This window comes from Mesobacillus thioparans (genome assembly GCF_965138835.1).
Lineage (GTDB): Bacteria > Bacillota > Bacilli > Bacillales > Cytobacillaceae > Mesobacillus > Mesobacillus thioparans.
The window spans coordinates 38,368-59,619 of the sequence record NZ_CBCSFH010000021.1 but is presented as its reverse complement, the minus strand read 5'-3'; the positions used below and the strand labels follow the sequence as shown (position 1 = coordinate 59,619).

At 38.4% G+C, this 21,252-nt stretch carries 23 protein-coding genes; 6 read left to right on the top strand and 17 right to left on the bottom strand.

Annotated features, from left to right (window positions below; genetic code table 11):
• Positions 1-454 precede the first annotated feature (454 nt).
• The 5 genes from ACNAZ4_RS22460 to ACNAZ4_RS22440 form a co-directional block, all read right to left on the bottom strand.
• Positions 455-1,339: a hypothetical protein gene (locus ACNAZ4_RS22460; RefSeq protein WP_415818292.1), complete on the bottom strand. Its 885-nt coding sequence runs from the start codon at positions 1,337-1,339 to the stop codon at positions 455-457.
• A gap of 43 nt (positions 1,340-1,382) precedes the next feature.
• Entirely contained in the window at positions 1,383-1,985 is a 603-nt protein-coding gene (locus ACNAZ4_RS22455; protein ID WP_415818290.1) for a hypothetical protein, read from the bottom strand.
• 12 nt (positions 1,986-1,997) lie between these two features.
• A complete protein-coding gene (locus ACNAZ4_RS22450; protein WP_415818288.1) occupies positions 1,998-2,276 on the bottom strand; it encodes a hypothetical protein in 279 nt (92 codons plus the stop codon).
• A gap of 16 nt (positions 2,277-2,292) precedes the next feature.
• Entirely contained in the window at positions 2,293-3,231 is a 939-nt protein-coding gene (locus ACNAZ4_RS22445) for a hypothetical protein (RefSeq protein WP_415818286.1), read from the bottom strand.
• Between the two features lie 68 nt (positions 3,232-3,299).
• Positions 3,300-3,626, bottom strand: a complete 327-nt coding sequence (locus tag ACNAZ4_RS22440; RefSeq protein ID WP_415818284.1) for a hypothetical protein — start codon at positions 3,624-3,626, stop codon at positions 3,300-3,302.
• A 429-nt stretch (positions 3,627-4,055) separates the two neighbouring features.
• On the opposite strand from ACNAZ4_RS22440, the gene ACNAZ4_RS22435 reads away from it, so the two are divergent.
• The 4 genes from ACNAZ4_RS22435 (at position 4,056) to radC (ending at position 5,883) form a co-directional block, all read left to right on the top strand.
• Positions 4,056-4,307 (top strand): hypothetical protein, encoded by a 252-nt coding sequence (locus ACNAZ4_RS22435; RefSeq protein WP_415818282.1) that lies wholly within the window; start codon positions 4,056-4,058, stop codon positions 4,305-4,307.
• Between the two features lie 21 nt (positions 4,308-4,328).
• The gene (locus ACNAZ4_RS22430) at positions 4,329-4,583 is read left to right on the top strand and encodes a hypothetical protein (RefSeq protein WP_415818280.1); all 255 of its coding nucleotides are present in this window, start codon (positions 4,329-4,331) and stop codon (positions 4,581-4,583) included.
• An 86-nt stretch (positions 4,584-4,669) separates the two neighbouring features.
• Positions 4,670-5,056 (top strand): hypothetical protein, encoded by a 387-nt coding sequence (locus ACNAZ4_RS22425; RefSeq protein WP_415818278.1) that lies wholly within the window; start codon positions 4,670-4,672, stop codon positions 5,054-5,056.
• Positions 5,057-5,277: 221 nt separating this feature from the next.
• Positions 5,278-5,883: a RadC family protein gene (gene radC / locus ACNAZ4_RS22420; RefSeq protein WP_415818276.1), complete on the top strand. Its 606-nt coding sequence runs from the start codon at positions 5,278-5,280 to the stop codon at positions 5,881-5,883.
• 88 nt (positions 5,884-5,971) lie between these two features.
• Here radC and ACNAZ4_RS22415 read toward each other — a convergent pair whose 3' ends face one another.
• Both ACNAZ4_RS22415 and ACNAZ4_RS22410 read right to left on the bottom strand, forming a co-directional pair.
• On the bottom strand, positions 5,972-6,268 hold the full coding sequence (locus tag ACNAZ4_RS22415) for a hypothetical protein (RefSeq protein WP_415818274.1): 297 nt from the start codon (positions 6,266-6,268) through the stop codon (positions 5,972-5,974).
• A gap of 263 nt (positions 6,269-6,531) precedes the next feature.
• Positions 6,532-7,443, bottom strand: coding sequence for a hypothetical protein (locus ACNAZ4_RS22410; RefSeq protein WP_415818272.1), 912 nt, complete (start codon positions 7,441-7,443; stop codon positions 6,532-6,534).
• Positions 7,444-7,779: 336 nt separating this feature from the next.
• On the opposite strand from ACNAZ4_RS22410, the gene ACNAZ4_RS22405 reads away from it, so the two are divergent.
• Together ACNAZ4_RS22405 and ACNAZ4_RS22400 are read left to right on the top strand one after the other, a co-directional pair.
• Positions 7,780-8,337, top strand: coding sequence for a helix-turn-helix domain-containing protein (locus ACNAZ4_RS22405; protein ID WP_415818270.1), 558 nt, complete (start codon positions 7,780-7,782; stop codon positions 8,335-8,337).
• 201 nt (positions 8,338-8,538) lie between these two features.
• Entirely contained in the window at positions 8,539-10,308 is a 1,770-nt protein-coding gene (locus tag ACNAZ4_RS22400; RefSeq protein ID WP_415818268.1) for a recombinase family protein, read from the top strand.
• Here ACNAZ4_RS22400 and ACNAZ4_RS22395 read toward each other — a convergent pair.
• The 10 genes from ACNAZ4_RS22395 to ACNAZ4_RS22350 form a co-directional block, all read right to left on the bottom strand.
• On the bottom strand, positions 10,289-11,485 hold the full coding sequence (locus ACNAZ4_RS22395; RefSeq protein ID WP_415818266.1) for a class I SAM-dependent rRNA methyltransferase: 1,197 nt from the start codon (positions 11,483-11,485) through the stop codon (positions 10,289-10,291). The two genes, ACNAZ4_RS22400 and ACNAZ4_RS22395, sit on opposite strands and share 20 nt — an antisense overlap.
• A gap of 104 nt (positions 11,486-11,589) precedes the next feature.
• Complete coding sequence (rlmH, locus tag ACNAZ4_RS22390) at positions 11,590-12,069, bottom strand: 23S rRNA (pseudouridine(1915)-N(3))-methyltransferase RlmH (RefSeq protein ID WP_415818264.1); 480 nt, start codon at positions 12,067-12,069, stop codon at positions 11,590-11,592.
• Positions 12,070-12,169: 100 nt separating this feature from the next.
• Positions 12,170-12,331, bottom strand: coding sequence for a CxxH/CxxC protein (locus tag ACNAZ4_RS22385; protein ID WP_214705283.1), 162 nt, complete (start codon positions 12,329-12,331; stop codon positions 12,170-12,172).
• Between the two features lie 128 nt (positions 12,332-12,459).
• Complete coding sequence (locus ACNAZ4_RS22380) at positions 12,460-13,698, bottom strand: S1C family serine protease (RefSeq protein ID WP_415818261.1); 1,239 nt, start codon at positions 13,696-13,698, stop codon at positions 12,460-12,462.
• A gap of 171 nt (positions 13,699-13,869) precedes the next feature.
• Positions 13,870-14,664, bottom strand: a complete 795-nt coding sequence (locus ACNAZ4_RS22375) for an MBL fold metallo-hydrolase (protein ID WP_415818259.1) — start codon at positions 14,662-14,664, stop codon at positions 13,870-13,872.
• A 6-nt stretch (positions 14,665-14,670) separates the two neighbouring features.
• The gene (locus tag ACNAZ4_RS22370; protein ID WP_415818257.1) at positions 14,671-15,465 is read right to left on the bottom strand and encodes a two-component system regulatory protein YycI; all 795 of its coding nucleotides are present in this window, start codon (positions 15,463-15,465) and stop codon (positions 14,671-14,673) included.
• Positions 15,452-16,765, bottom strand: a complete 1,314-nt coding sequence (locus ACNAZ4_RS22365; RefSeq protein ID WP_415818255.1) for a YycH family regulatory protein — start codon at positions 16,763-16,765, stop codon at positions 15,452-15,454. Before ACNAZ4_RS22365 ends, ACNAZ4_RS22370 begins: the two co-directional genes overlap by 14 nt.
• Entirely contained in the window at positions 16,762-18,591 is a 1,830-nt protein-coding gene (gene walK, locus ACNAZ4_RS22360; protein WP_415818253.1) for a cell wall metabolism sensor histidine kinase WalK, read from the bottom strand. Before walK ends, ACNAZ4_RS22365 begins: the two co-directional genes overlap by 4 nt.
• 8 nt (positions 18,592-18,599) lie before the next feature.
• Entirely contained in the window at positions 18,600-19,310 is a 711-nt protein-coding gene (yycF, locus tag ACNAZ4_RS22355) for a response regulator YycF (RefSeq protein WP_415818251.1), read from the bottom strand.
• A gap of 260 nt (positions 19,311-19,570) precedes the next feature.
• Positions 19,571-21,058, bottom strand: a complete 1,488-nt coding sequence (locus tag ACNAZ4_RS22350) for a peptidoglycan DD-metalloendopeptidase family protein (RefSeq protein ID WP_415818249.1) — start codon at positions 21,056-21,058, stop codon at positions 19,571-19,573.
• Positions 21,059-21,252: the final 194 nt, after the last annotated feature.

Here is a 21,252-nt window from a genome sequence, read left to right as displayed (position 1 = left end):
GCGAACTAATAAAGTACTATAAAATATTTTCGACAAATTCCAATTAAATTCCTTTATGTAATTTGGCGAAGGACCATACAACTCCCGCCTACATAAAAAATCCAAAATTAACTTATGTACCAAAATAATGTTTTGAAATATCTAGGTATATTAGGTATATCAGTTGCCGTTCGGTGCCCCACCATTTTAATAGGTATAACCAATCTGAAATAGATTTTTTAATTTATATAAGGTATGAGATGATGAGAGGAAAGTCATCAAATAGCAAAGTAGCTGAAACAATGAGGTAGAGAATGGGGACATTCTGAACATATTTTAGCATGATTATCAGATAATCTGATTAAAATAAAGCAGATTAAATACCACTCTCTTTTCTAGCTAATAAGACTGATGTATCACTATTTTTCCAATCATTCCATTTTCTATTGTTATGTGCTGGTTAATTCGATAGAATTTAAACTTCATCTTTGTTTGTAAGCTTATACATCGCAATACTTAAGTAAATAAATAATGAAATTAATTGACTGTAAAATAGACCAAGTAAGAACCACTTGGTTAAATTATCGTTATATCTATCAGCAGGATAAGGTAAAAGTGTACTAGGATAAATAATTCCAACAATACTTGCATATATAAGTACTGCAATACCACTCCATATCCAAACAGGTTTTCCGTAATTATCCAGTAATTCCAATTGTGCATTCTTTTGAAGTTCAAGTATCCTTATTTCATCGTCTAGTCTATCACGTTCTCTTTTCTTATCTTTATAATCCGTATTTGGAGTAAATGCATTTGGGTTAATAGGTGCAAAATTATGAAGATGACCAAAAATTCCATTCGATTGTGACTTAGATATCTCATCATTTATTGCATCAAACACCCTTTTATACCACTCTTCCCTTTCAGGATAGTTAAATCCATTGGCCTTTTCTTTAAAATTAGTAAATGTATCGATTGCATCTAACTTTTTCATTATTTCAAACATCTCTTTAACTATTCTTTTTAATTGCTCAAAATGTGGTTCCAACTGTTCCTTAGTTAAATATGTATATTCGTCCTCCTCAATAATTCCTTCAAGAGATTTCTCTTCAAAGACTAACCTTTTTATATTTTTCCCTGTCACAAAATCATTTAAATCATCTTCAAATAAGTAATTCTCAATATTTAATTTAATCTCTCGTTTAGCGACTAAGTCATTGTTGATTTCTCTAAGCTTTCTTTTTATCCCGTTCTGCTCGCTTGATATAGAAACCACTCTACTAACTAAAAACCCTCCAATAATCGCAACTAATGCTGCTGTTGAAGTAATAATGGTCGCAATTAAATTGTTTAAATCCATGTTCCTCCTCCAAATCTGTTAAAACATGATTTTCAAAACAGCATTAGTTGATAAATACGACATATACCTTATCTAAAGTAATGTAAGTTTGGTCTGCATATAACTCAACTTTATCTTTATAATCTAGTGGGATGTTCATAATTAAATGTTCCGTTGCTTTTAACGTATGTTCACCAAAATCATAGATTACTAGGAATTTATAAGCTGTTTTCGGGTCAAAGTTTACCTTCGACTTCCCTTCTAGCAAACCTTGAATGTCCTTAATAATACCGTTCCTCTGTGCAGAACCAAACTTAAACCCATTGTTAATCGGCTTATTACACTTGATTTCAGCTAAAATATTAACGTCACCAGTCACCATGATATCGTAACCATTACCACTTGGCTTCGCTCCCAATACCTCATTCAAATAAATCTGATAGTTTTTATCTACATAAGAAAAGTATTTTCTTAACCACTCCATAAAACGGATTGTCGTTTTATATGTGATAATATTGTTGATATCACTTAATGTGGTTTTTATCTCCACAAAATCTTCTATTGAAAGCTTTGAATAATAGTCTATGGTTTCACCAGTAACTTTGAATGAGATGAATTGGTTAAACCGTTCCTTCAATATATCTTCCCTATTATACTTTTGAACCATTGTAAACCTCCCCTACCCTAACTGACCTTTCCTCACTTCAAGTTCTCGCTTACGTTCCTCTAGAACCTGTTCCACAGTTAAATCCTTCTCAACTAAAGAAAAACCCTGCTGTTTCTTACGCTTCCTCGTATTGTTAATATCAAATAATTTATACTCACGCTTTTGCTCAGGGTATGATACCAACGCTACATGTTCTGAGGTTTGTACTAACCCCATTCTGTTTAACTTGTTTTGAGTGAATAGGTTGTCGGGAACATCTTCTGGTAAGTAATGTTTTAATTTATCGGTCATATTAATTCGCCCCACATTAAGCATTTTTAAAATAATCCAGACAAAGTTCACAAAAACTAGGTTCGTATTCGTCCTCACTACTTTGCCTTCTGTATACAATCTTTTCTGCACATACTGGTCCTGAGCAAGTTGTTAAATCATCTTGAGTCGGTTTTACCCCACAAGATAGACATACATACTGATACCCATCAAGGCATATGAAAGTTTCATAATCACAACTAGGACACTCCATTAACGGGTCTTCTCCACCATCTTTTATAGAACTGTATCTATCTACAAAATGGTAAATGTATTCATCTGCAAAATTTGCGATTTGTTCATCACAGAAATGACAGAATGCATCTGTCTGGTCAATAAAGTCTACAGTCTCTTGAGAACATGCTGGACATTGCAAAGGAACATCAATCTCATCTACCTCATCTTCAATTAATTTTAGTCGTTCATTTACATAGGCATCAAATGTATGTAAATACTCTTTAATTTTGGAAAACCTATCATCATCAGAGCCGAAATACCCCTTCTCAATCATATCTGTCTTTAGGAACGGTATTAGAAACGTTAATAGCTGTACAATATTAGATTTAAGTACATCAGAGGAAACTACAAATTGATAATGCTCCGCTTTATTTCTTTCTTTTTTAAGCCAATTCAATTTATCGCTCAATTTCTTATCGAGTTCTAAATTACATTCATCTTTTAGCCTTTTGACTAACATTTTATAGTTAACGCTACTAAAATCCCCGTTTCTTAACTTATCTATATCGGCATCCTCTATCTTTTGAAAGATAAGTGACCAATCTTTCTGATAAAGTATCTCTTTTAACATTAATTGAATTCCCGCATGTAAATTAAGAAGTGAATACTTTAAATCTTCATCAGATTTATCAATAGTATCAAGGGATTTCAAGATGAAATCTAACCCATTATCAACCATTTTTAAATTTATATCTTCCATTAAACTCCCCCCTTAAGACAACTCTATCAACACTAAACTTCTATGGTTTCAAGACTTTTAAAAACATTTTAATCTAAAATTTCAGGTTGAACATGGAATTCTTTTTCATTACTTTGTACCTTTATATAATTCTCCCAAACATATAATTTCCAGTGATTACCTTCCCTTGAATTATCAAGTATTATATTTGAAGTCATAAGCTTCCTAAGTTTCTTAAAATCTAAATAGTAGATTTTATTTCCTTGTAACCGAACGGCAAGAATTGCTATATCTGAATCATCTAGAAGGTCCACCTGTATTGTGGTTAAGTCAAACCAACCCTTTCCTTGTGGGTGTAACTTAGAAGATGGTGTGCAAAGGACTAATCTTTTTCCTTCGCTTAGACCCTCATACATTATTTGCTTTCTTTTAATATTTGATAATGTGCAATTATATTTCTCTCTGATTTTTTAAGTACCATTTGATTATCTGGAACAGACATAACGACCTCCATATTATGGTATTTCCTCCATGATACCATATAGGGTTGCAGCCTGTACTTAGCAATTTCAATAACTAAAAACTAGTGTTTAAAATATGATGATAAAGTAATAGCTGCAGTTTTTGCATACCCACGCTTCGCGAAAATTGCCATATTCACCTATATACTGGAAAAAATAATATAAAATTTCTTGGGGTACTAGGCATATCTATAATGGTTTTTGTTCCCGTTCGGTGCCCCACCCCTTTTTAATGGGCCTATTCCAATATGGATTAGGTCTTTTTTGTATTACAGGGAGGACTAGGATGGTGAGAGGCATCCAGAAACAAAGGAGGTGAAAAGAATGAGGCAACTACACAAGGACACAGTGGAAAATGTCATTACTGAAAGAGGTGAATGGTCAGGTTTCTTGGCTTCAATGCCAGTAAATGAAGCTCATATCAAGGGAGTATGGTGCTTTGGTATTAAATGTACTATCCAAAGTTTAGAAGAGCTTGAAAAGACACTTGAAAGGTTTAAATACCACTGTCGTACTGACGAACTGGAAATTCCAGTCTCATTTTTTGAAAGAAGCAGTAACATACGAGGATTTTGATTAATAAGGAGTGAAGCAATTGTGAAGGACACAATAGAAAAACTTCGTAATGTGATTCCAATGTCAGGGAAAAATGAGCAGGTCGCAATTGTTCCTAGTCTAGCAATCTCATTACAAGAAGCGAGAGATAGAATCAACATGCTAGAACAATTTGTAAAAGAATTCATGGCAGAAGGGATTGACTATGGGCGGATTGAGGGCTTTGATAAGCCAACATTACTTAAACCTGTGGGGCAGAAAAGTTATGTGACATATTTGGTTTCTCCAAACAAGTAAGCATCATAAATCGCATTGAGAACTGGGAGAAAGGGATATTTGCATACGAGGTAAAGGTCACTCTTATTAGTAAACAAACAGGTCTGATGGAGGCTGAAGGAATCGGAACATGTAACAACAAAGAGAAAGCTTATATTAACCAAGACTCATTCAGCGTAATCAATACACTTCTAAAGATGGCAAAGAAACGGGCATTAATTGATGCAGTACTGTCAGCAACAAGAGCTAGTGGGATTTTTACACAAGATATTGAGGACTTTCCAAAGCAAACTCACACCAAAGGAGGTGATGAACCAGTCACTGAGAAGCAATTGAAGATGATTTTTAGAACAGTTAAAGAAATTAACATGCTTCCAGAGGTTGCAAGGGAGCTGATGAAGATGCAATACAACGTTGAGCACAGTACATTGCTAACAAAACGACAAGCATCATCTTTCATACAAGACTTGTTGCTACTTAATGAACAGCCCTAAGGAGGTGAATCAAATGAATATTAGTCATAAGTTAAACCCGTGAAGCTCTTTTAATGCAAAAGCATTCTAAGGGCTCTTTTAATGCATAAAAAAAGATGAGCTCAATTTACGAACTCATCAATAATCACCTTACAAACATCATACAGAATAAATCTATTTCAATCAATTGGAGGGACTTTTGTCTCTCCTTTTTTATTTCAAAAAAACTGGAGGAATATTCTATGAATACATTTGATAAATACACATTTAAATTTTTACTTGCTGCTACAATCAGAGAAAAAGAAGATGGATATGTCGTAAATGAGATTTTCAGCCGCTTTCCGTCCATTCAGGAATTACTAGAAGTAACAGAAGAAGAACTCATGCAAATTAAAGGGATTGGCAAGGTTAAAGCCCAACAAATTATGTCAGCATTAAAACTTGCACGTATGAATCCGACACCAATGGAAACTCGCTTTGCAATTAGAAGCCCTGAGGATGGTTATCGCTATTTAAAGGACATGCAGTACCTAAATAGAGAAGAGTTTGTTTGCTTAGGCCTTAATACGAAAAATGAGGTATTATTTCGTGAGACTGTCTTTGTCGGCTCGTTAAACGCTTCGATTGTGCATCCCCGCGAGACGTTCAAATGTTTAATTCGTCGCAGTTGTGCCAGTGCCATTGTGGCTCATAATCATCCAAGTGGGCAACCTGAGCCAAGTCGAGAAGATATAGAGGTTACCAAACGTCTTGCCGAAGTTGGTAAGGTTGTGGGCATCGAAATACTTGACCACCTAATAATTGGACATGAAAAATATGTTAGTTTAAAAGAAAAAGGATACCTATAAAATTCAAAAAGGTTAAAATAGGGACTGACTATTTGTTGGTCCCTATCCTTTTATAATTACCAGTACCCATTACAATTGAAATAATCCATTAATAGTTACAACCACATGACGAACATGATGGACATAATATCCAACCGCATCTCTTACATAGCTCCATTGTCTCATCAAGACGTTTTCTGCATATCTTACTATGACATCTTGGAGTCCTTCCATCGTGCATTAATTCACTAGAATGGACATGCTTAGGAATTTCTCCTGGAATTGTAACCACGCAAATATCTTTATGTACCTTATTACTTTCATAATCGTTGGAATCATATATAATATCGATTTTCCCCTTATAACCTTCCTTTTTATGCCTAACAGTTTGTCCAACCTTTAACATAAAAATAACCCCTCCTAGCTTTCGATAATACATTATATGAACTAAAAGGGATTTTATTACTACATTTTACTATCAGGTAGATTCATAAAAAGTAGTAGAATTGTCATTACCATCTAATTGGTTGTATCGTTAATATTTATTGATAGCTCCCCTTTACATCTACGTTTAACCTGATTTTGTCCACTTTTTATTTACTTACTTTTATTTTATAGCCTTAGCATCTATATATATAATCCATGAAAATATTCGTTTTGTAACACCTATTATAAAAAAGATTCGTTGTCCTGCTTTCTCCATTTTAATATGGCATCTTGATATTGTAGCAGCAAGGAATTAACGAAACCTATTTTATCCAATGCACGTATTACACGGTTTCTTTTACGAACATCTAACTGTTTTAATGTCGCTATCATTGAATACTTACCATTGTTAATTGCCTGTACATTATATTGCCTTAGGATATCATTTATATCTTTTGCTGCAGCATTCACTAGGATAACCTCTTCAAATAACTTCAATTCTGTTACTCTATTCAAAAAAGTACCTAGAGTCATTTGTTCTTTTTTATCATAAGACCTGGTAGTCTCTATCCTTGTCCAAACGATGCTTTTCCCCTGTTCTTTCCCTTTGTCATATATACGTATCCTTATTTTGCTATGAGTGCTTCCCAGATACAGAGTACCTTTTTCAAAATACTCTTCATCTATCTTTCTAAAATCGGAACACCACCATATTTTATTCATACACTCATATGGGTCAAGACCAAAGAAATCTAACTTTGTATCTACCTTTTTTACAAATATTCGTTGCACATCAGTTACTAAAAATCGACACCATTCATACAACTGTTTTGGAGAAAGCCCTCCTTTGGACGGATTAATCTTTATTTTGACTGGAGGGACACATGGAAATATTGATTCAAGCATAACTGTTATACAACCTAAAGAATAACTGACCTTATATGGCTGCTTCTCGTTTGCTTTAATATATTGTTTTGTAAAGAGAGATTTAATTTCATAAAATCCTGCCGCTAAAGATGAATCTGTCAATAGCTCGATTCCATCAATCGGGCAATCTCCTATCTCATTGTGTTGTTCAAACAAATAGGAATACGTTATAGCAACAGACGACGGCAATCGTTGCACCTTAGTGTTCCAAGCCTTTGATAATTTCAATGCAACTTCCCCTAAGCTGGTAAAACCAGAGGAGCATTATATTAACTTAATATATAAGTTTACTCCTCAAGGTCTCTATTGGTATGCGGTTAGAGGAGTGGCAACCATATCACACCGACCTTAGCTAGTACCTAATGTACAAGCTTGTTCCAAACCTGATTAAACTAGACATCTTGTACACAGCTTAATATAAATTGCAGCTAATACCTTATGTTATAGCAATCAATAAATATTGTTAATTAAAAATCTTACACTACCTAAATAATATAATATTATAAAGAGTAAAAGTTGTAAATAATAAATCTTACACTTATAATATAATTGAGGTGATTAACAATGACATTTTCGCAAAAAGTTAAGAGAAAACGTTCAGATTTGGGACTTAGTCTCCGTCAACTATCAGAAAAAACCGGTATTTCGCACGCACACATATCCGATATAGAGAAGGAAAAACATCCTCCTTCATTTGAAGCATCATTAAAATTAGCTAAGGCACTAGAATTGGATATTAAAGATATCATCATCGAAACGTATCAGGCACAGTTAAGACAGTCTCTAATGGACTTAGTTAAAACATGTCATGAAAATAATATTCGGATTCCGTATGAAGAGTGGGTCAAATCTAATTTACCGATGCAACCACTTGGAACAGACGAAAGTAAAATCAGTGATGCTGCTTTTAAAATTGCTACAGCTTTGTTTAATGATTCAAATCAGTTTTCTGTTGAAGAAAAAATTAATCTACTTACAGCAATTTCAGCATCCTCAAATCAAGGAACAGTATATACCTTCCTACAAAGACTCTTAGAGCCTATCAGTATCGCTTGTGAATTAAAAGGAAGTCTTAAAGTTAATGAAGAAATAAACAGATATATTAAAGAGTTAATTTCATAAGGAAGTAAGTTTTTAAAAGGATGTGTAAATTTTGAACATATGGCAGAAAACAAAACCTTTTTATAATGAACTTAAAAGCTTACCTATCGAATCACAAAATGATAAGCATAACAAACAAATATTTATAACTGCGGTTTCTCAAGCAATTAACCGTGTTAAATGCAACGATTGTAAAACACACATAGAAACGGAGGGAAAAGAATGAACACTAAAAAGGCAGTAATCTATGCTCGTGTTAGTACTGAAGAACAAGCAACTGAAGGCTTTAGTATTAAAGCCCAGTTATCCGAACTACATAGACAAGCAGAACTGTTGAATATGGAAGTTATTAATGAGTATATAGATGAGGGCGTAAGTGGTAAAAGCATCGCTGGCCGTCCAGAAATGAAGAAACTATTAGCTGATGCGCGTCATAGAAAATTTGATATTGTTCTGGTATATAAATTAGACCGTGTTTCAAGAAAACTAAAAGATGCTTTGGAAATTAGCGATGAACTGGAACGTAATAATGTTCAATTGATGAGTTTAAATGAAAACTTTGATACGACAACTCCAATGGGTAAAATGGTATTTCAAATGATAAGCTCGTTTGCTGAATTAGAACGTAACACCATTGTTGGCCGTGTCAAAATGGGGATGACAGAAAGAGCAAAACAAGGGAAATTTAACGGGGGACTTTGCCTAGGATACGATAGTGTTAATAAACATTTAGTCATAAATGATGCTGAAGCTATCATAGTGAAAGAAGTTTTTAATTTCGCTGAACAAGGACTAGGATTAAAAGCAATTACACATCGAATAAATGAAAAAGGATTCAAATCAAAACGAGATAGACTTTTCTCTACTAATGCTATTAAACAAATATTAGATAATCCAATGTACATTGGTAAAATACGCTTCAATCAAGTTGAGGATTGGAATGAAAAACGTCGCAGAGGTAAGAACGAGACCTTTATTCTTGCAGATGGTGAGCATGAACCAATTATTAGTCAAGAACAATGGGATAAAGTACAGAATATCCGTCAAAAAAGGTCGGTAAAGCCGTCCCGCTCCCAAGTGCCATATATTCTTAGTGGACTCTTAAAATGCCCTGTATGCGGCCATGGAATGGTTCCGAGTCGTTCGAAGGGTGCTGCAGGACAGACCTATCGTTACTATACTTGTGGTCAGTATCATAACAAAGGAAAAAAAGCATGTCGACCGAATTCCATTCGTGCAGACAAAGCCGAACAACATGTATTTGAGGAGCTTTCACGTATTGCCTCTCAACCATCGGCATTAAAGGAAATTATTGCAGAAACCAATAAACAGAGAAGTCATACAATGGAGCCAATTCAAGAGGAAATAAAACTGCTAAAGTCTAAAGTTAACAAAATCACAGGCCATATAGATAAACTAATGAATGCACTACTTGACGAGGAACTGCCAAAAGAAATTGTTAAACCAAAGCTAGTTTCTTCCCAGGAACAAAAAAAGCAGCTAGAAGAACGCCTGGAAGCGTTAAATACGGAAATAACAGAAGCCGATACTTCACCTGTTGACTATGATTCAGTACAACGACTATTAGGGGACTTTCAGGTTTTACTCTCACGGGTTGAGCCAGAAGAACAAAAGATACTGCTCCGCTCTATCATCAAAGACATCCAGGTAACTCTTGAAGCCCCACGTGGTATAGGTCGCCATATTACGAAGATTAACCTTTTCTTTGATTTCACTATCGAGGCTATGGCAGACAGCTACGAAATGCTGCAAAAGATTTATCCAGACCTTGAACAACAGCTAGATGTCTGGTCATCAAGCTCCATTTCATACGGTAAATATAAAAGGGACATGCTTGAGTCCCTTAATAGTTTACCTTTATTTATGGTACGGTTCACCGTGATGTATCTATATGAGATTATTTTCAAACTGCCATTCCTATGCTTTACTGGATTGATATCATTCCCCTTTTCTATGGCAAATTCTTTATAAACACAACCTTAAGATAGTTGCCCTCAGGGAATTCTTTTATTATTTTAAAGTCTTTCGGAAGGGAAAATTCCTCAACTAGCTGATATTTCCTGTTTGATTCTCTAAATGCCTGATCAATAAAAGTTTTAAATTTTTTCATATTAAAAGAGCTGGAATTGGTGGATGCAACGATAATCCCATCATCTTTTGTTATGGAAATAGCTTCCTTTAAAAGATCTTTGTAGTCCTTTTCAGCGCTGAATATTGTTCTTTTTGACCTTGCGAAGCTTGGTGGGTCCAGGATAACCATATCATACACCAGCTGCTTTTTTACCGCATACTTAAAGTAATGGAATACGTCTTCAACAATGATATCCTGTGAGTCACTATCTATTCCGTTTAAACTGAACTGCTCAACGGTCTTGCTTAAGCTTCGATTGGCTAAATCCACACTTGTCGTCTTAACTGCGCCTCCTACGGCAGCAAATACTGAAAACGCACCTGTATAGGAAAAGGTGTTTAGTACGTTTTTTCCTTTCGCATAAGCATCGCGGATTCTTTTTCGGACATCCCTTTGATCTAAAAATACTCCAACCATCGCACTTTCATTTAAGTAAACAGCGAAGTTTATTCCATTTTCTTTTACGATAAGCGGAAAAGTTCCTCTTTCTCCCGCTACGAAATCATCTTCTTCAATATAGTTCCCGCTGACATCAAATCTTTTCTTTTGATAAATGGCTTTAAACTCAGTTAATTCTTTCAGAGCATTGATAATATACTCCCGAAAGTTGTAAATACCTTTGCTATACCAATTGATTAAATAGTAGCCATCAAAATACTCAATCGTTAATCCGCCTAAACCATCACCTTCACCATTTACGATTCTGAAGGCATTGGTATCCAGACTATTAAAAAATGGCTCTCGATAGCTGATCGCATCTCTCAATTTATTTACAAAAAATTTTTGGTCGATCTGCTCATTCTCGTTTCGACTGAGAACCCACCCGTAACCTTTGTTTTGTTTGCCAAAATAACCTTTTGCGATGAACCGGTTCTTTTCATCAACGAGACGGATAATGGTTCCTTCTTTAGTAACTTCGTTCAAATTAAGGATAGCTTCCTTTGATATGAGCGGATAACCGCTTTTATATTTATTTGCAAACTTGCCCTTTACCTTAAAAGTGACATCTTTTTTCATCTTGTCATCCTATTCAAAAGTTTTTTATTTTATTCAATCTTGTATACAGCCATTTTGCAAGTTAATCATATTAAGCCCACAAGGTATTACGACTAAAACCTCATTTACTTGTGATACGGTTCATTCCTGTTTATCCTGAAAGCGCGATAAACCTGCTCAACGAGGATCAATCGCATTAGCTGATGAGGGAAAGTCATTTTTGAAAAGGACAGCTGCTCATCTGCCCTCTTCAAAACTTCCTCGCTCAGTCCCAGCGATCCGCCGATAACGAAGGCAATTTTACTTTTTCCGTAGGTGGCGAGTTTATCGAGGGTGTCTGCAAGTTCTTCGGACGATTTCAGCTTGCCGTTAATGGCCAGGGCAATGACATAGGTATCCTGGCCAATTTTAGAGAGGATTCGGTCTCCTTCTTTTTGCTTGACCTGGGCCATTTCGGTATCGCTCAATTCCTCTGGTGCTTTTTCATCTGGTACTTCGAAAACTTCTACTTTTGCATAGCTTCCGAGTCGTTTAAGATATTCTTCTATCCCTTGTTTTAGGTACTTTTCTTTCAATTTGCCAACCGTTACGATTGAGATATTCACAGGCATCCCCACTTTACAAACAGATTACAAACAGTTTACAAACAATCTATCCACAATAGTTATCCACATATTCACATCGATATCCACATTTAGTAGGCGATCATTCGTTCGCCACAATATATACAGCGGGTTGTCCACAGTATCCACAGACAAACTCCGACTTATCAACAGCCTCTAATTTTGTTAATTGAGGTGCTACTTCAAACTCATCCACCGCTTCATCCAGTGCCAGTTCTACATGTTCAGCGCAGCAATACTTCATATTCCTCATCCTTTCAGCTTCTTTTTATATCCTTATCATTTGCTTATTCTCTCTTTTAAATTTATCCACAAGGACCATTTTAACACAAAAAACAGGAAGCTTTCGCCTCCTGTTTTTATACAAACAGTCTATAAAGTTTCTCCGCCCAGCGTCATTGTTGTTTCTTCCAGCTGGCCATTTCGGTAGTACTTGACTTGCATCTCGTCGCCGACCTTCTTTTTGTTATACAGGTGCTTTCGCAAATCGACTACATCGCGAATTTCCTCGCCATCCATGTCGACAATGACATCATATTCCTTCAGGCCTGCCTTGTCTGCCGGAGAGTTCGGTTCAACGCCTCTGATCGCGACACCATAATTGATTTCCTTAGGTAACTTCAATGTATTTCCCTGGTGGTAGGATGAAATTTCATTAACAGAAGCCAATTCGACGCCCATGAATGGTCTTTTCACTTCACCTGTCTTCTCCAGGTCTTCAATGATGGGAGCTGCATAATTGATGGGAATGGATAATCCAATTCCTTCAACAGCATTTTGGGCAATTTTCATCGAATTGATGCCGATGACCTGCCCCTCGATATTGACCAGGGCTCCGCCACTATTGCCAGGATTGATGGCCGCATCTGTCTGCAGGACTTCAGCCTGCCAGTCAGGCGTACCGTCCTGGTTGACATCGACCGGAATCGCACGCTCCAGTCCTGAGATAATTCCCTGGGTAACGGATCCTGAAAAAGTAAGGCCCAGTGGATTCCCGATGGCGATGACCGGTTCACCTGGCTTCAGTTTGTCGGAATTCCCGAACTCAGCGATCACTTTGATTTGGTCCGCCGGTACTTCCAGAACAGCGAGGTCCGTCCAGATATCACTGCCTAAAAGTTTTGCCGGTAGTTTTGTCCCATCACTGAGACTCACTTCGAGCGAAGAAGCCTCCGCTACAACATGATGGTTCGTGACAATATAGGCTTTGTCTCCATCCTTTTTATATACGACCCCGGACCCTGTGCCGCCTGATTCCTGAGTTTGTCCCCAGAAGTTCGTGCTTTCCTGGATATTCGAGATGCCGACCACTGCATCACCGGCCTTGTCGACAGCCTCGGTTATCTGGGAATAAACATCAATCGAAAGATTTTTTTTCGCGGTACTGTCTTCCTGGCCTTCTTCAGATGGCTCTTCATCTGTTACTGCTGTTTGGTTTTTCGGTTCAATCTTATATGGCAGCACATCCAAGTTCGATAACAGGGGAATCGAGAAAATCACCAATAATGCCCCAATGACTGCGCCTGCCAGGCTGGCCCAGAAAAAGCCGCTTTTCCTGCTTTTTTGCGGTTTGTACCGGCCTTGATAATCCTGCTCATCGTAATACCCCAATGTCCACCAACCCTTTCATTGACCCATAGATACAATCGTATTTATACAGATAATTATACTACCAGGCACGAGAATTTCTAAATCAAAAGCCTTCTCAAGCAGTGAAAAAGGAGTAAAGACGTTGTTTCATGCCTTTACTCCTTTACCTATAAATCTATTTCCATAAACGCTTTAAATGGCTGTCAAAGGCGTCGGAGTCTTCGGGTCAGTATCAATCAAATCAAACTGTTCCCCTACAATGATTCCCTTACCCTCCAACGTTTGTGCGACCGACATCCTTGCAAGGTCCTTCATATTGTTATCCTTGCTCAAATGGGCAAGATAAATCCGTTTGGTATGATCTCCTGCGACTTCGCTCATCGCGACCGCAGCATCTTCATTACAAACATGTCCGTAATCACTCAGGATGCGGCGCTTTACGCTCCATGGATAACGGCCCATTCTCAGCATCTGTACATCATGATTGCTTTCAAATACGTAGGCATCAGCGTTTCTGATAATCCCTTTCATCCTGTCGCTGACATAGCCTGTATCGGTAATCAGCACCAATTTCTTACCTTCTTTATGGAACACGTAAAACATTGGTTCCGCTGCGTCATGCGAAACGCCAAAGGATTCAATATCCAGGCCGCCAAATGACTTTACCGTTTCCATGTCAAAGGAAAACTTCTGGTCGAGCGGAACTTCCCCAATCAGCCCATCCATCGCTTTCCACGTCTTTTCATTCGCATAGATTGGCAGTTTATATTTACGGGCAACGATTCCTATGCCTTTTATATGATCGCTATGTTCATGCGTCACTAATATTCCAGAGAGGTCTTTCATATCACGGCCGATTTGCTTGAATAAAGCCTCCATCTGTTTGCCGCTCAATCCGGCATCCACCAAAAAGGATTGGCCCTCCGTCTCCACATAGATCGCATTTCCCGTACTCCCGCTTGCGAGAACACTAAAATGCAAACTCATATCTCTTCACTCCGTTGTTATATTTTCTCCGTCTGTCAACGGGATGACCCGGCCTTCAAATGCATGCACAAAAAGGTTTTCCTTGCCGTTTACTTCGACTCTCCACGTAGGCGTCACCACATGGGAAGACGTCAGGGATACCAGTGTTGAATATCCCAGTTCAATATCGGTAATTTTGCTTTTTGGCTTAAGCAAACCTTTTTTATAAAGGGTTTCCAGCGCCCTCAGCGGCGGCAGTAAGTCCTCTGCATCCGAAAGTTCATCAATGATTTCCAAATACGTCTGCTTGTACGAAGTCACTTCAAGATCTTCATTAAAATAGAAAGTCAATTTTGCATTGCTGTTATAGTAAAACGTTTTATTGTCATACTCCTGGTAATACGTAATCGTTCCGGCCTCATCATTTTTGCTCCAGAACTTATATTGCTCGCCGGCAAAAATATTCGCTTTTATAAAGGCAGACAGTTCAGCAGGCTGGAATTTGCTCGTCAATTTCAGCGGCTTTTCGAGCTTGGCTTCAATTGATGTACCATCCCCTAGACTGATGGACTGTCCCTTCACCTTCTCTGTTTCCTCGGTGGTGAATACTTTGGCCCGTACACTAAGATATTGTTCTTTATTTTTCGCCTCAGGGAGTTCACCATAGCTGATATCATCATTCTTCAGTTTTTCCTCAAGCGGCGCTTCCCTCGGAATTTCATACTGTGCTGCATCCCTCGTATTCATGAACTGATATACAAGGTAAATATCGAGGACGAGGAACGTCAGAATAAAGATTGTCTTAATCCTACTCCAATCCATTATTCAATTCCTCCTCCCATATGAGCTGCCGCCATTCCTGGTCATACAGATAGAACCAGCCTGGCTCAAGCAGGATCACCGAATTCTCCGGTCCCTGCGACATATAATAACCCGGCATCATATTCTGCAGCAAAGATGGTTTGAAATCTTTTTTCCGCTGTAGATAATCAAGTGCCTGATAACCGGATGGCAGTGTTTTCGTTACGACTTCCGGGTTCAAAGGGAGTTCCAGATGGAATCCAGGACGTAAATAACGGCTGATTTCCGATTGCCTCCACTGCTGGTAAATCTCCGACATGCCGGACTGATTGAACACAGGATATCCTTCCTTGCTGTACAGACGGAAAAGGACATTCTGGTTAAAATCGTCCTTATACACGTAACGGTACATTTCCGTCCAGCCGCCATGCTCATTGACGAACTCGATACTTTTCTGTAAAACATTATTCGTGCCGATGACCGAATCGCCGCTCCGGACAGGGTTCACATAGTTAATCATGTTTGTTTGTGTATCCACGATCATTTTGCTGGCATCATCGGTATACTCCTCAATGCCATCCACCACGCTTCGCTGTACAAAGCTTGGATCCGTGAACAGTGCTTCTTTGAACTGATCTGAATCCAAAGGGTTTTGATAATAGGTATGCATGACCATTTCAACTTTTTCAGCTGGCAGATAAATCTTCTTGATATCGGATACCGTATAAAGGAAATATGGTGTCAGCCTTTTGGCAGAATCATAGAATTTGGCAGTGAAATCATTGATATAGGATGGACTGACATTGCTTACATAGACGACCTGGTTTTTTTGCGAATAAAAGTAGACAATGCCTTCCTGCTTTTGCTGTGTTTCGGAATTGATGATAATCCGGTCGAAATCAAATTTCGGGATATCCTTTTCATTGATATTCAATACTCTTTTATAGAGTTCAATTGGAACCTCATCAGGAAAAATAATTTCGGTGTTCTCCCCCTGAACGATTTTCTCGTTGAATTCACTGACCCGCCCAGGATACTTTTTGACATCGAAGTACTTCCATTTTGCAATGACTCCAATGATCCCATCGATATAAGCATTGTCCACAGAACCAAACTGCTTGTCACCCACATGATAAATGATCTGATGTGGCTTGACGATTTTCTTGAGTTCCTTCTGGGTGGCAAAATTAATATCTTCAAAGGTCTTTTGGTTGTTTACAATTTCATAATCCGGCTGGTATGTCCAAATATTCCAGGTTAAAAAACCGCTCAGAGCGACAAGAAATGTTAAAATAACAGATTTTATATTTTCATATGTCATGACCAATCATCCTCTGCACTTCGGTCATAAGGAAGAGTGAATTGAACCGTTGTCCCTTTCCCTTCCACACTGTCTGCCCATATTCTTCCCCCATGGGCATTGACCATTTCCTTGGCAATCGCCAGTCCAAGTCCGGTCCCGCCGAGTTTCCGTGTCCTTGCCTTATCGACTCGGTAGAATCGATCAAAAATCTTATCAAGATTATCCTTAGGAATGCCGACACCTTCATCTGAGATGCTTGCGACAATCTGATCATCCAGCTCTTTCACCTTGAATGTAATGGTCCCGCCTTCTGGTGAATATTTCATTGCATTGGAAATGATATTGTCCAGCACCTGGGTGATTTTGTCTTCATCTATCTCTACAAAAATGGCTTCGCTTGGTATTTCCCTAACAAATGATACATTCTGTTCCTTTGTCATTTCGAAACGGTCAATGATTCGGTTAAAGAATACCGGGAAGTCGACCCACTCTTTAGAAAGACGGTAATCCACACTGTCCAGCTTGGATAACTGCAGTAAGTCATTCACCAGGCGGATCATTCGCTCTGTCTCTCCTCTGGTGGTTTCCAGGAAGTTAGGGGCAATCTCTTCATCACGCCATGCTCCATCTGCAAGTGCCTCCAGATAACTGCGCATCGTCGTCAGCGGAGTCCGCAATTCATGGGATACATTCGCAACGAATTCCCGTCTTTCCATATCGATTTTTTCCTGCTCGGTAACATCATAAAGAACCGCAATCAAACCATTTACAAAGCCGCTTTCCTTCTGGATGACTGAAAAATTCGCGCGAAGGATAAATGGCTTACGTTTCGTACTGTAATCAAGTATGATAGAGTCTTTTTCCTGAAGCAAATCTTCAAAGCTATAATTTTCATCCAGTCCGAGTACGGAAACCAATGGCTGTGAAAGGACTGTTTCACGTGAAACACCCAGCATTTGCTCAGCAGGATCATTGATCAGAATGATCCGCCCTTTGCGGTCCGTTGAAATGACGCCATCCGTCATATAGGAAATAACGGAGCTCAGCTTCCTTTTCTCGCCTTCTGTTGTGGCCTGTGCCTCCTGCAGTTTTTTCGTCAGATTGTTAAAAGTAATCGCGAGCTGACCTATTTCATCATAGCCATACACTTTAACCTTCCTGGAAAAATTACCGCGTGTCATTGCCAGTGCCTGTTTACGCATATCGGAAATAGGCCTAGTGATCGTCTGTGCCAATAAAATCCCCAAAATGGCCGTGAAAATCAGGGCAATCGCTGTTCCAGTAGCAAGAATTTTATTGATATCATTCATCTGCTTAAAAATATCATCAATCTTGGCTACAAGGTAGACAGCCCCTATCGCTTCACTGTTATGCATGATAGGAGTGGATAGCACCCAGACTCTTTTATTCGATTTCCGATCCAGCTGGATGACATCTTCATCTGCTTCAAAAATAATTGAACGCTTGATTTTGACGTCAGGAGTCCTTTGGCCAACCAGCCCCTGATTGCTAAGACTTGATGTACCAAGTATTTTGAAACTGCTGCCGTCAATTACCCGGATTTCAGAAATATCATTGGCTTTATTATAATCACCTAATATTTTCCTGATTGCTTCTTCTTTCGTGGGATCTTCCTTCCCGCGTTCCTTGACCATCTCTTCCTGGATATCATACACCAGCAGGTCCACCCGGGATTTAACAGATTCCTGGTAATTGGTCATCAGGGTCGTCTCAAGTTTGCGCACAAAATAAACCCCGATGATTTGCATGGCTACCAGTATAAGCAAGACATATATAAGCACGAATTTAAGATGTATGGAGCGAAAAAAACCTACTTTTTTCATCCCTGTTCTTACTCCTGCTCAGAGTTTCTTAAATAATAGCCTACTCCTCGTCTTGTCACGATCCATGTTGGATGACTCGGATTATCCTCGATTTTTTCACGAAGACGTCTTACAGTAACGTCAACGGTACGAACATCACCATAATAGTCATAGCCCCAAACCGTTTGAAGGAGATGCTCCCTCGTCATGACTTGTCCAATATGCTTGGCAAGATAATGGAGCAGTTCGAATTCACGATGTGTCAATTCAATTGTTTCGCCTCGTTTAGATACAACGTAAGCATCAGGATGGATGGTCAAAGAACCAACGCTAATTTCATTTGTCTCCTCTTGCTCATCCTCTTTGACTGCGTTCGCTTGATGGCGGCGGAGATTTGCTTTTACCCTTGCTATCAATTCCCTCGTGCTGAACGGCTTCGTCACATAGTCATCGGCTCCAAGCTCAAGGCCGAGAACTTTATCGATCTCAGAATCCTTGGCCGTCAACATGATGATTGGCATTTCGTACTTCTTGCGAACTTCGCGGCAGACTTCCATGCCATCACGCAAAGGCAGCATGATATCAAGCAAGATTAAGTCAGGTTGTACTTCCTCAACCATCTCTACCGCCTGATTTCCATCATATGCACAGTAAACATCATAACCCTCTTTTTTCAGATTGAACTGCAGGATATCTGCAATTGGTTTCTCATCATCTACAACCAGGATTTTCTTCTCCATACCAATTCTCCTTTTAAAAAACATATTATATTTCGTATATGAATAATCTTCTCTTTTTAAAAATGCTATCTTATCTATTTTACTGTAAATCAGAGAAAAACTGAATTTTTCTGTTATACAACTTCTATTCTTCTCTTCCCAATTGTACCAATCCTGCCCATAACAATAAAATAACTGGCTTATACCATTACTATAACAAAGAGCGACCTGTAATAAAAAAAGTCTCTAGTTTGGCTAGAGACCTTCCTTATAAGTTTTATTTATCTATTTACTTTAGACAACGGATCAATGATCTTGCCATTTTGATAAACTTCAAAATGAAGATGAATGCCAGTTGAATTTCCGGTTCTCCCCATTACACCGATTTGTGAACCACGGGAAACTGTCTGGCCCACGCTTACTGAGATAGATGCAAGGTGAGCATACATGGTGCGGTAGCCGTTATTGTGGTCGACAATGATTTTATTGCCATAGCCATCGCCCTTATTACCGGCATAGACTACTGTTCCATTATCAGCGGCCTTGATTGTGTAATCGCTTGGCCTTGCGATATCGATCCCTTTATGCATCCTGCTCCAGCGGTAACCCTGGCGGCTTGAGATGTATCCGCCATTCGTCGGCCATGCAAAAGTTCCGTCTCCACGGGAAGGCATCACCTTAGTTCCTTTGACGATAATTTCTTTGACAGGCTCCTCAAGAACAGATTCTTTAATGACTTCCTTCTTGGTTACCCTGCCATTTTGTTCAGTCAGTGTGTAGGTCATACCCTTCATACCAACCTTGCCTTCCTGCTTCTTCTTAGTGTCGCCCTTAGGCATAGTAGAATCTTCAATGACTTCTTTTTCGAAAGGCACTTCTTCCTTAGAATATACTTGACGGTTGACAACCACTTCCACTAAAGGCTTCAAGACCGTTACATTCAGCTCTTGGCCAGGCTTCAGGATGGAATTATCATCCAAACCTTCATTTATGGAAAGCAATTGGGCAAGCTTCAGATTGTGATCACTTGCAATGCTTCCCAAAACATCTCCTTCTTTAACCTGATACTTCTGTTCTTCAAGCGTACCCTTTTTAAGAAGCTCGACAGCTTCCTTGACAGAAAGTACCTTCTCAGGAGAAACTTTTTCTTCTGATTGTGAAACTTCCACAGTGAAGTTGGCGTCTAATAAACGAGTTTCATTTTCTTTCACTTCGGGTAATGGTAGATTAGGAGAGTTTTTTCTATTCTCCACTTCATCCAACTCTTCTTCAGTAATGTATTGAAGCATCAATGTTTTCAGTACTTCATCGGCAGCTTCCTTGTCTTTTAAATAAGCAACAGGTTTGTTATCGATGACAAGAGCTGAAGCCTCTGCCTGGACATTGATCTCGTTCTTAAGTTCAGCCAGTACCTCACTTGTATTGGAGTCTGTGGCAGAACTGAACACTTGTTCAGGAATATAAGATACATCCACCCCTAGATCGACATCAAGTTCGGCATAATCCTTCTTGGCTGATGCTAACTCAGCTTCTACCAGTTTCTCTACCTGCGTTTTATCGGCAACAGTGCCTACAAATTTATCATTTACATACACATAATATACAGTCGTTGTTGTTAATTTAGATTCTGCCGCATGTGCCGCACTTCCCGCACCAAAAGACAATGCAGCTACAGTAACCGCAGCCATGATTGACTTTTTTATTGCTGGCTTCATCTCTCTAGATGTTTTGCCGGCAAGATTGGACAGCCTATATTTTAAATTATTCATCCTGATCCTCCTACAACGGTCAAACACTATTAGTCTAGTTCTATATAACTATTATCTGATAATTGTACCTTTATACTTTACCATATAATGTATCGCTATGAAGACTAGTCTTCATTATGTAACAAAAATGTATAATAGCTGACATTTTATTACGTTTTTTGTCAGATAAATGGCATTTTATATCGTTATATTTT

Bases quoted from the DNA above. Each gene is read 5' to 3' on its own strand.
- ACNAZ4_RS22460 (WP_415818292.1), bottom strand. From the start codon at position 1,339: ATGGATTTAAACAATTTAATTGCGACCATTATTACTTCAACAGCAGCA.
- ACNAZ4_RS22455 (WP_415818290.1), bottom strand. From the start codon at position 1,985: ATGGTTCAAAAGTATAATAGGGAAGATATATTGAAGGAACGGTTTAAC.
- ACNAZ4_RS22450 (WP_415818288.1), bottom strand. From the start codon at position 2,276: ATGACCGATAAATTAAAACATTACTTACCAGAAGATGTTCCCGACAAC.
- ACNAZ4_RS22445 (WP_415818286.1), bottom strand. From the start codon at position 3,231: ATGGAAGATATAAATTTAAAAATGGTTGATAATGGGTTAGATTTCATC.
- ACNAZ4_RS22440 (WP_415818284.1), bottom strand. From the start codon at position 3,626: ATGTATGAGGGTCTAAGCGAAGGAAAAAGATTAGTCCTTTGCACACCA.
- ACNAZ4_RS22435 (WP_415818282.1), top strand. From the start codon at position 4,056: ATGAGGCAACTACACAAGGACACAGTGGAAAATGTCATTACTGAAAGA.
- ACNAZ4_RS22425 (WP_415818278.1), top strand. From the start codon at position 4,670: ATGGAGGCTGAAGGAATCGGAACATGTAACAACAAAGAGAAAGCTTAT.
- radC (WP_415818276.1), top strand. From the start codon at position 5,278: ATGAATACATTTGATAAATACACATTTAAATTTTTACTTGCTGCTACA.
- ACNAZ4_RS22415 (WP_415818274.1), bottom strand. From the start codon at position 6,268: ATGTTAAAGGTTGGACAAACTGTTAGGCATAAAAAGGAAGGTTATAAG.
- ACNAZ4_RS22405 (WP_415818270.1), top strand. From the start codon at position 7,780: ATGACATTTTCGCAAAAAGTTAAGAGAAAACGTTCAGATTTGGGACTT.
- ACNAZ4_RS22400 (WP_415818268.1), top strand. From the start codon at position 8,539: ATGAACACTAAAAAGGCAGTAATCTATGCTCGTGTTAGTACTGAAGAA.
- ACNAZ4_RS22395 (WP_415818266.1), bottom strand. From the start codon at position 11,485: ATGAAAAAAGATGTCACTTTTAAGGTAAAGGGCAAGTTTGCAAATAAA.
- ACNAZ4_RS22385 (WP_214705283.1), bottom strand. From the start codon at position 12,331: ATGAAGTATTGCTGCGCTGAACATGTAGAACTGGCACTGGATGAAGCG.
- ACNAZ4_RS22375 (WP_415818259.1), bottom strand. From the start codon at position 14,664: ATGAGTTTGCATTTTAGTGTTCTCGCAAGCGGGAGTACGGGAAATGCG.
- ACNAZ4_RS22370 (WP_415818257.1), bottom strand. From the start codon at position 15,465: ATGGATTGGAGTAGGATTAAGACAATCTTTATTCTGACGTTCCTCGTC.
- ACNAZ4_RS22365 (WP_415818255.1), bottom strand. From the start codon at position 16,765: ATGACATATGAAAATATAAAATCTGTTATTTTAACATTTCTTGTCGCT.
- walK (WP_415818253.1), bottom strand. From the start codon at position 18,591: ATGAAAAAAGTAGGTTTTTTTCGCTCCATACATCTTAAATTCGTGCTT.
- yycF (WP_415818251.1), bottom strand. From the start codon at position 19,310: ATGGAGAAGAAAATCCTGGTTGTAGATGATGAGAAACCAATTGCAGAT.
- ACNAZ4_RS22350 (WP_415818249.1), bottom strand. From the start codon at position 21,058: ATGAATAATTTAAAATATAGGCTGTCCAATCTTGCCGGCAAAACATCT.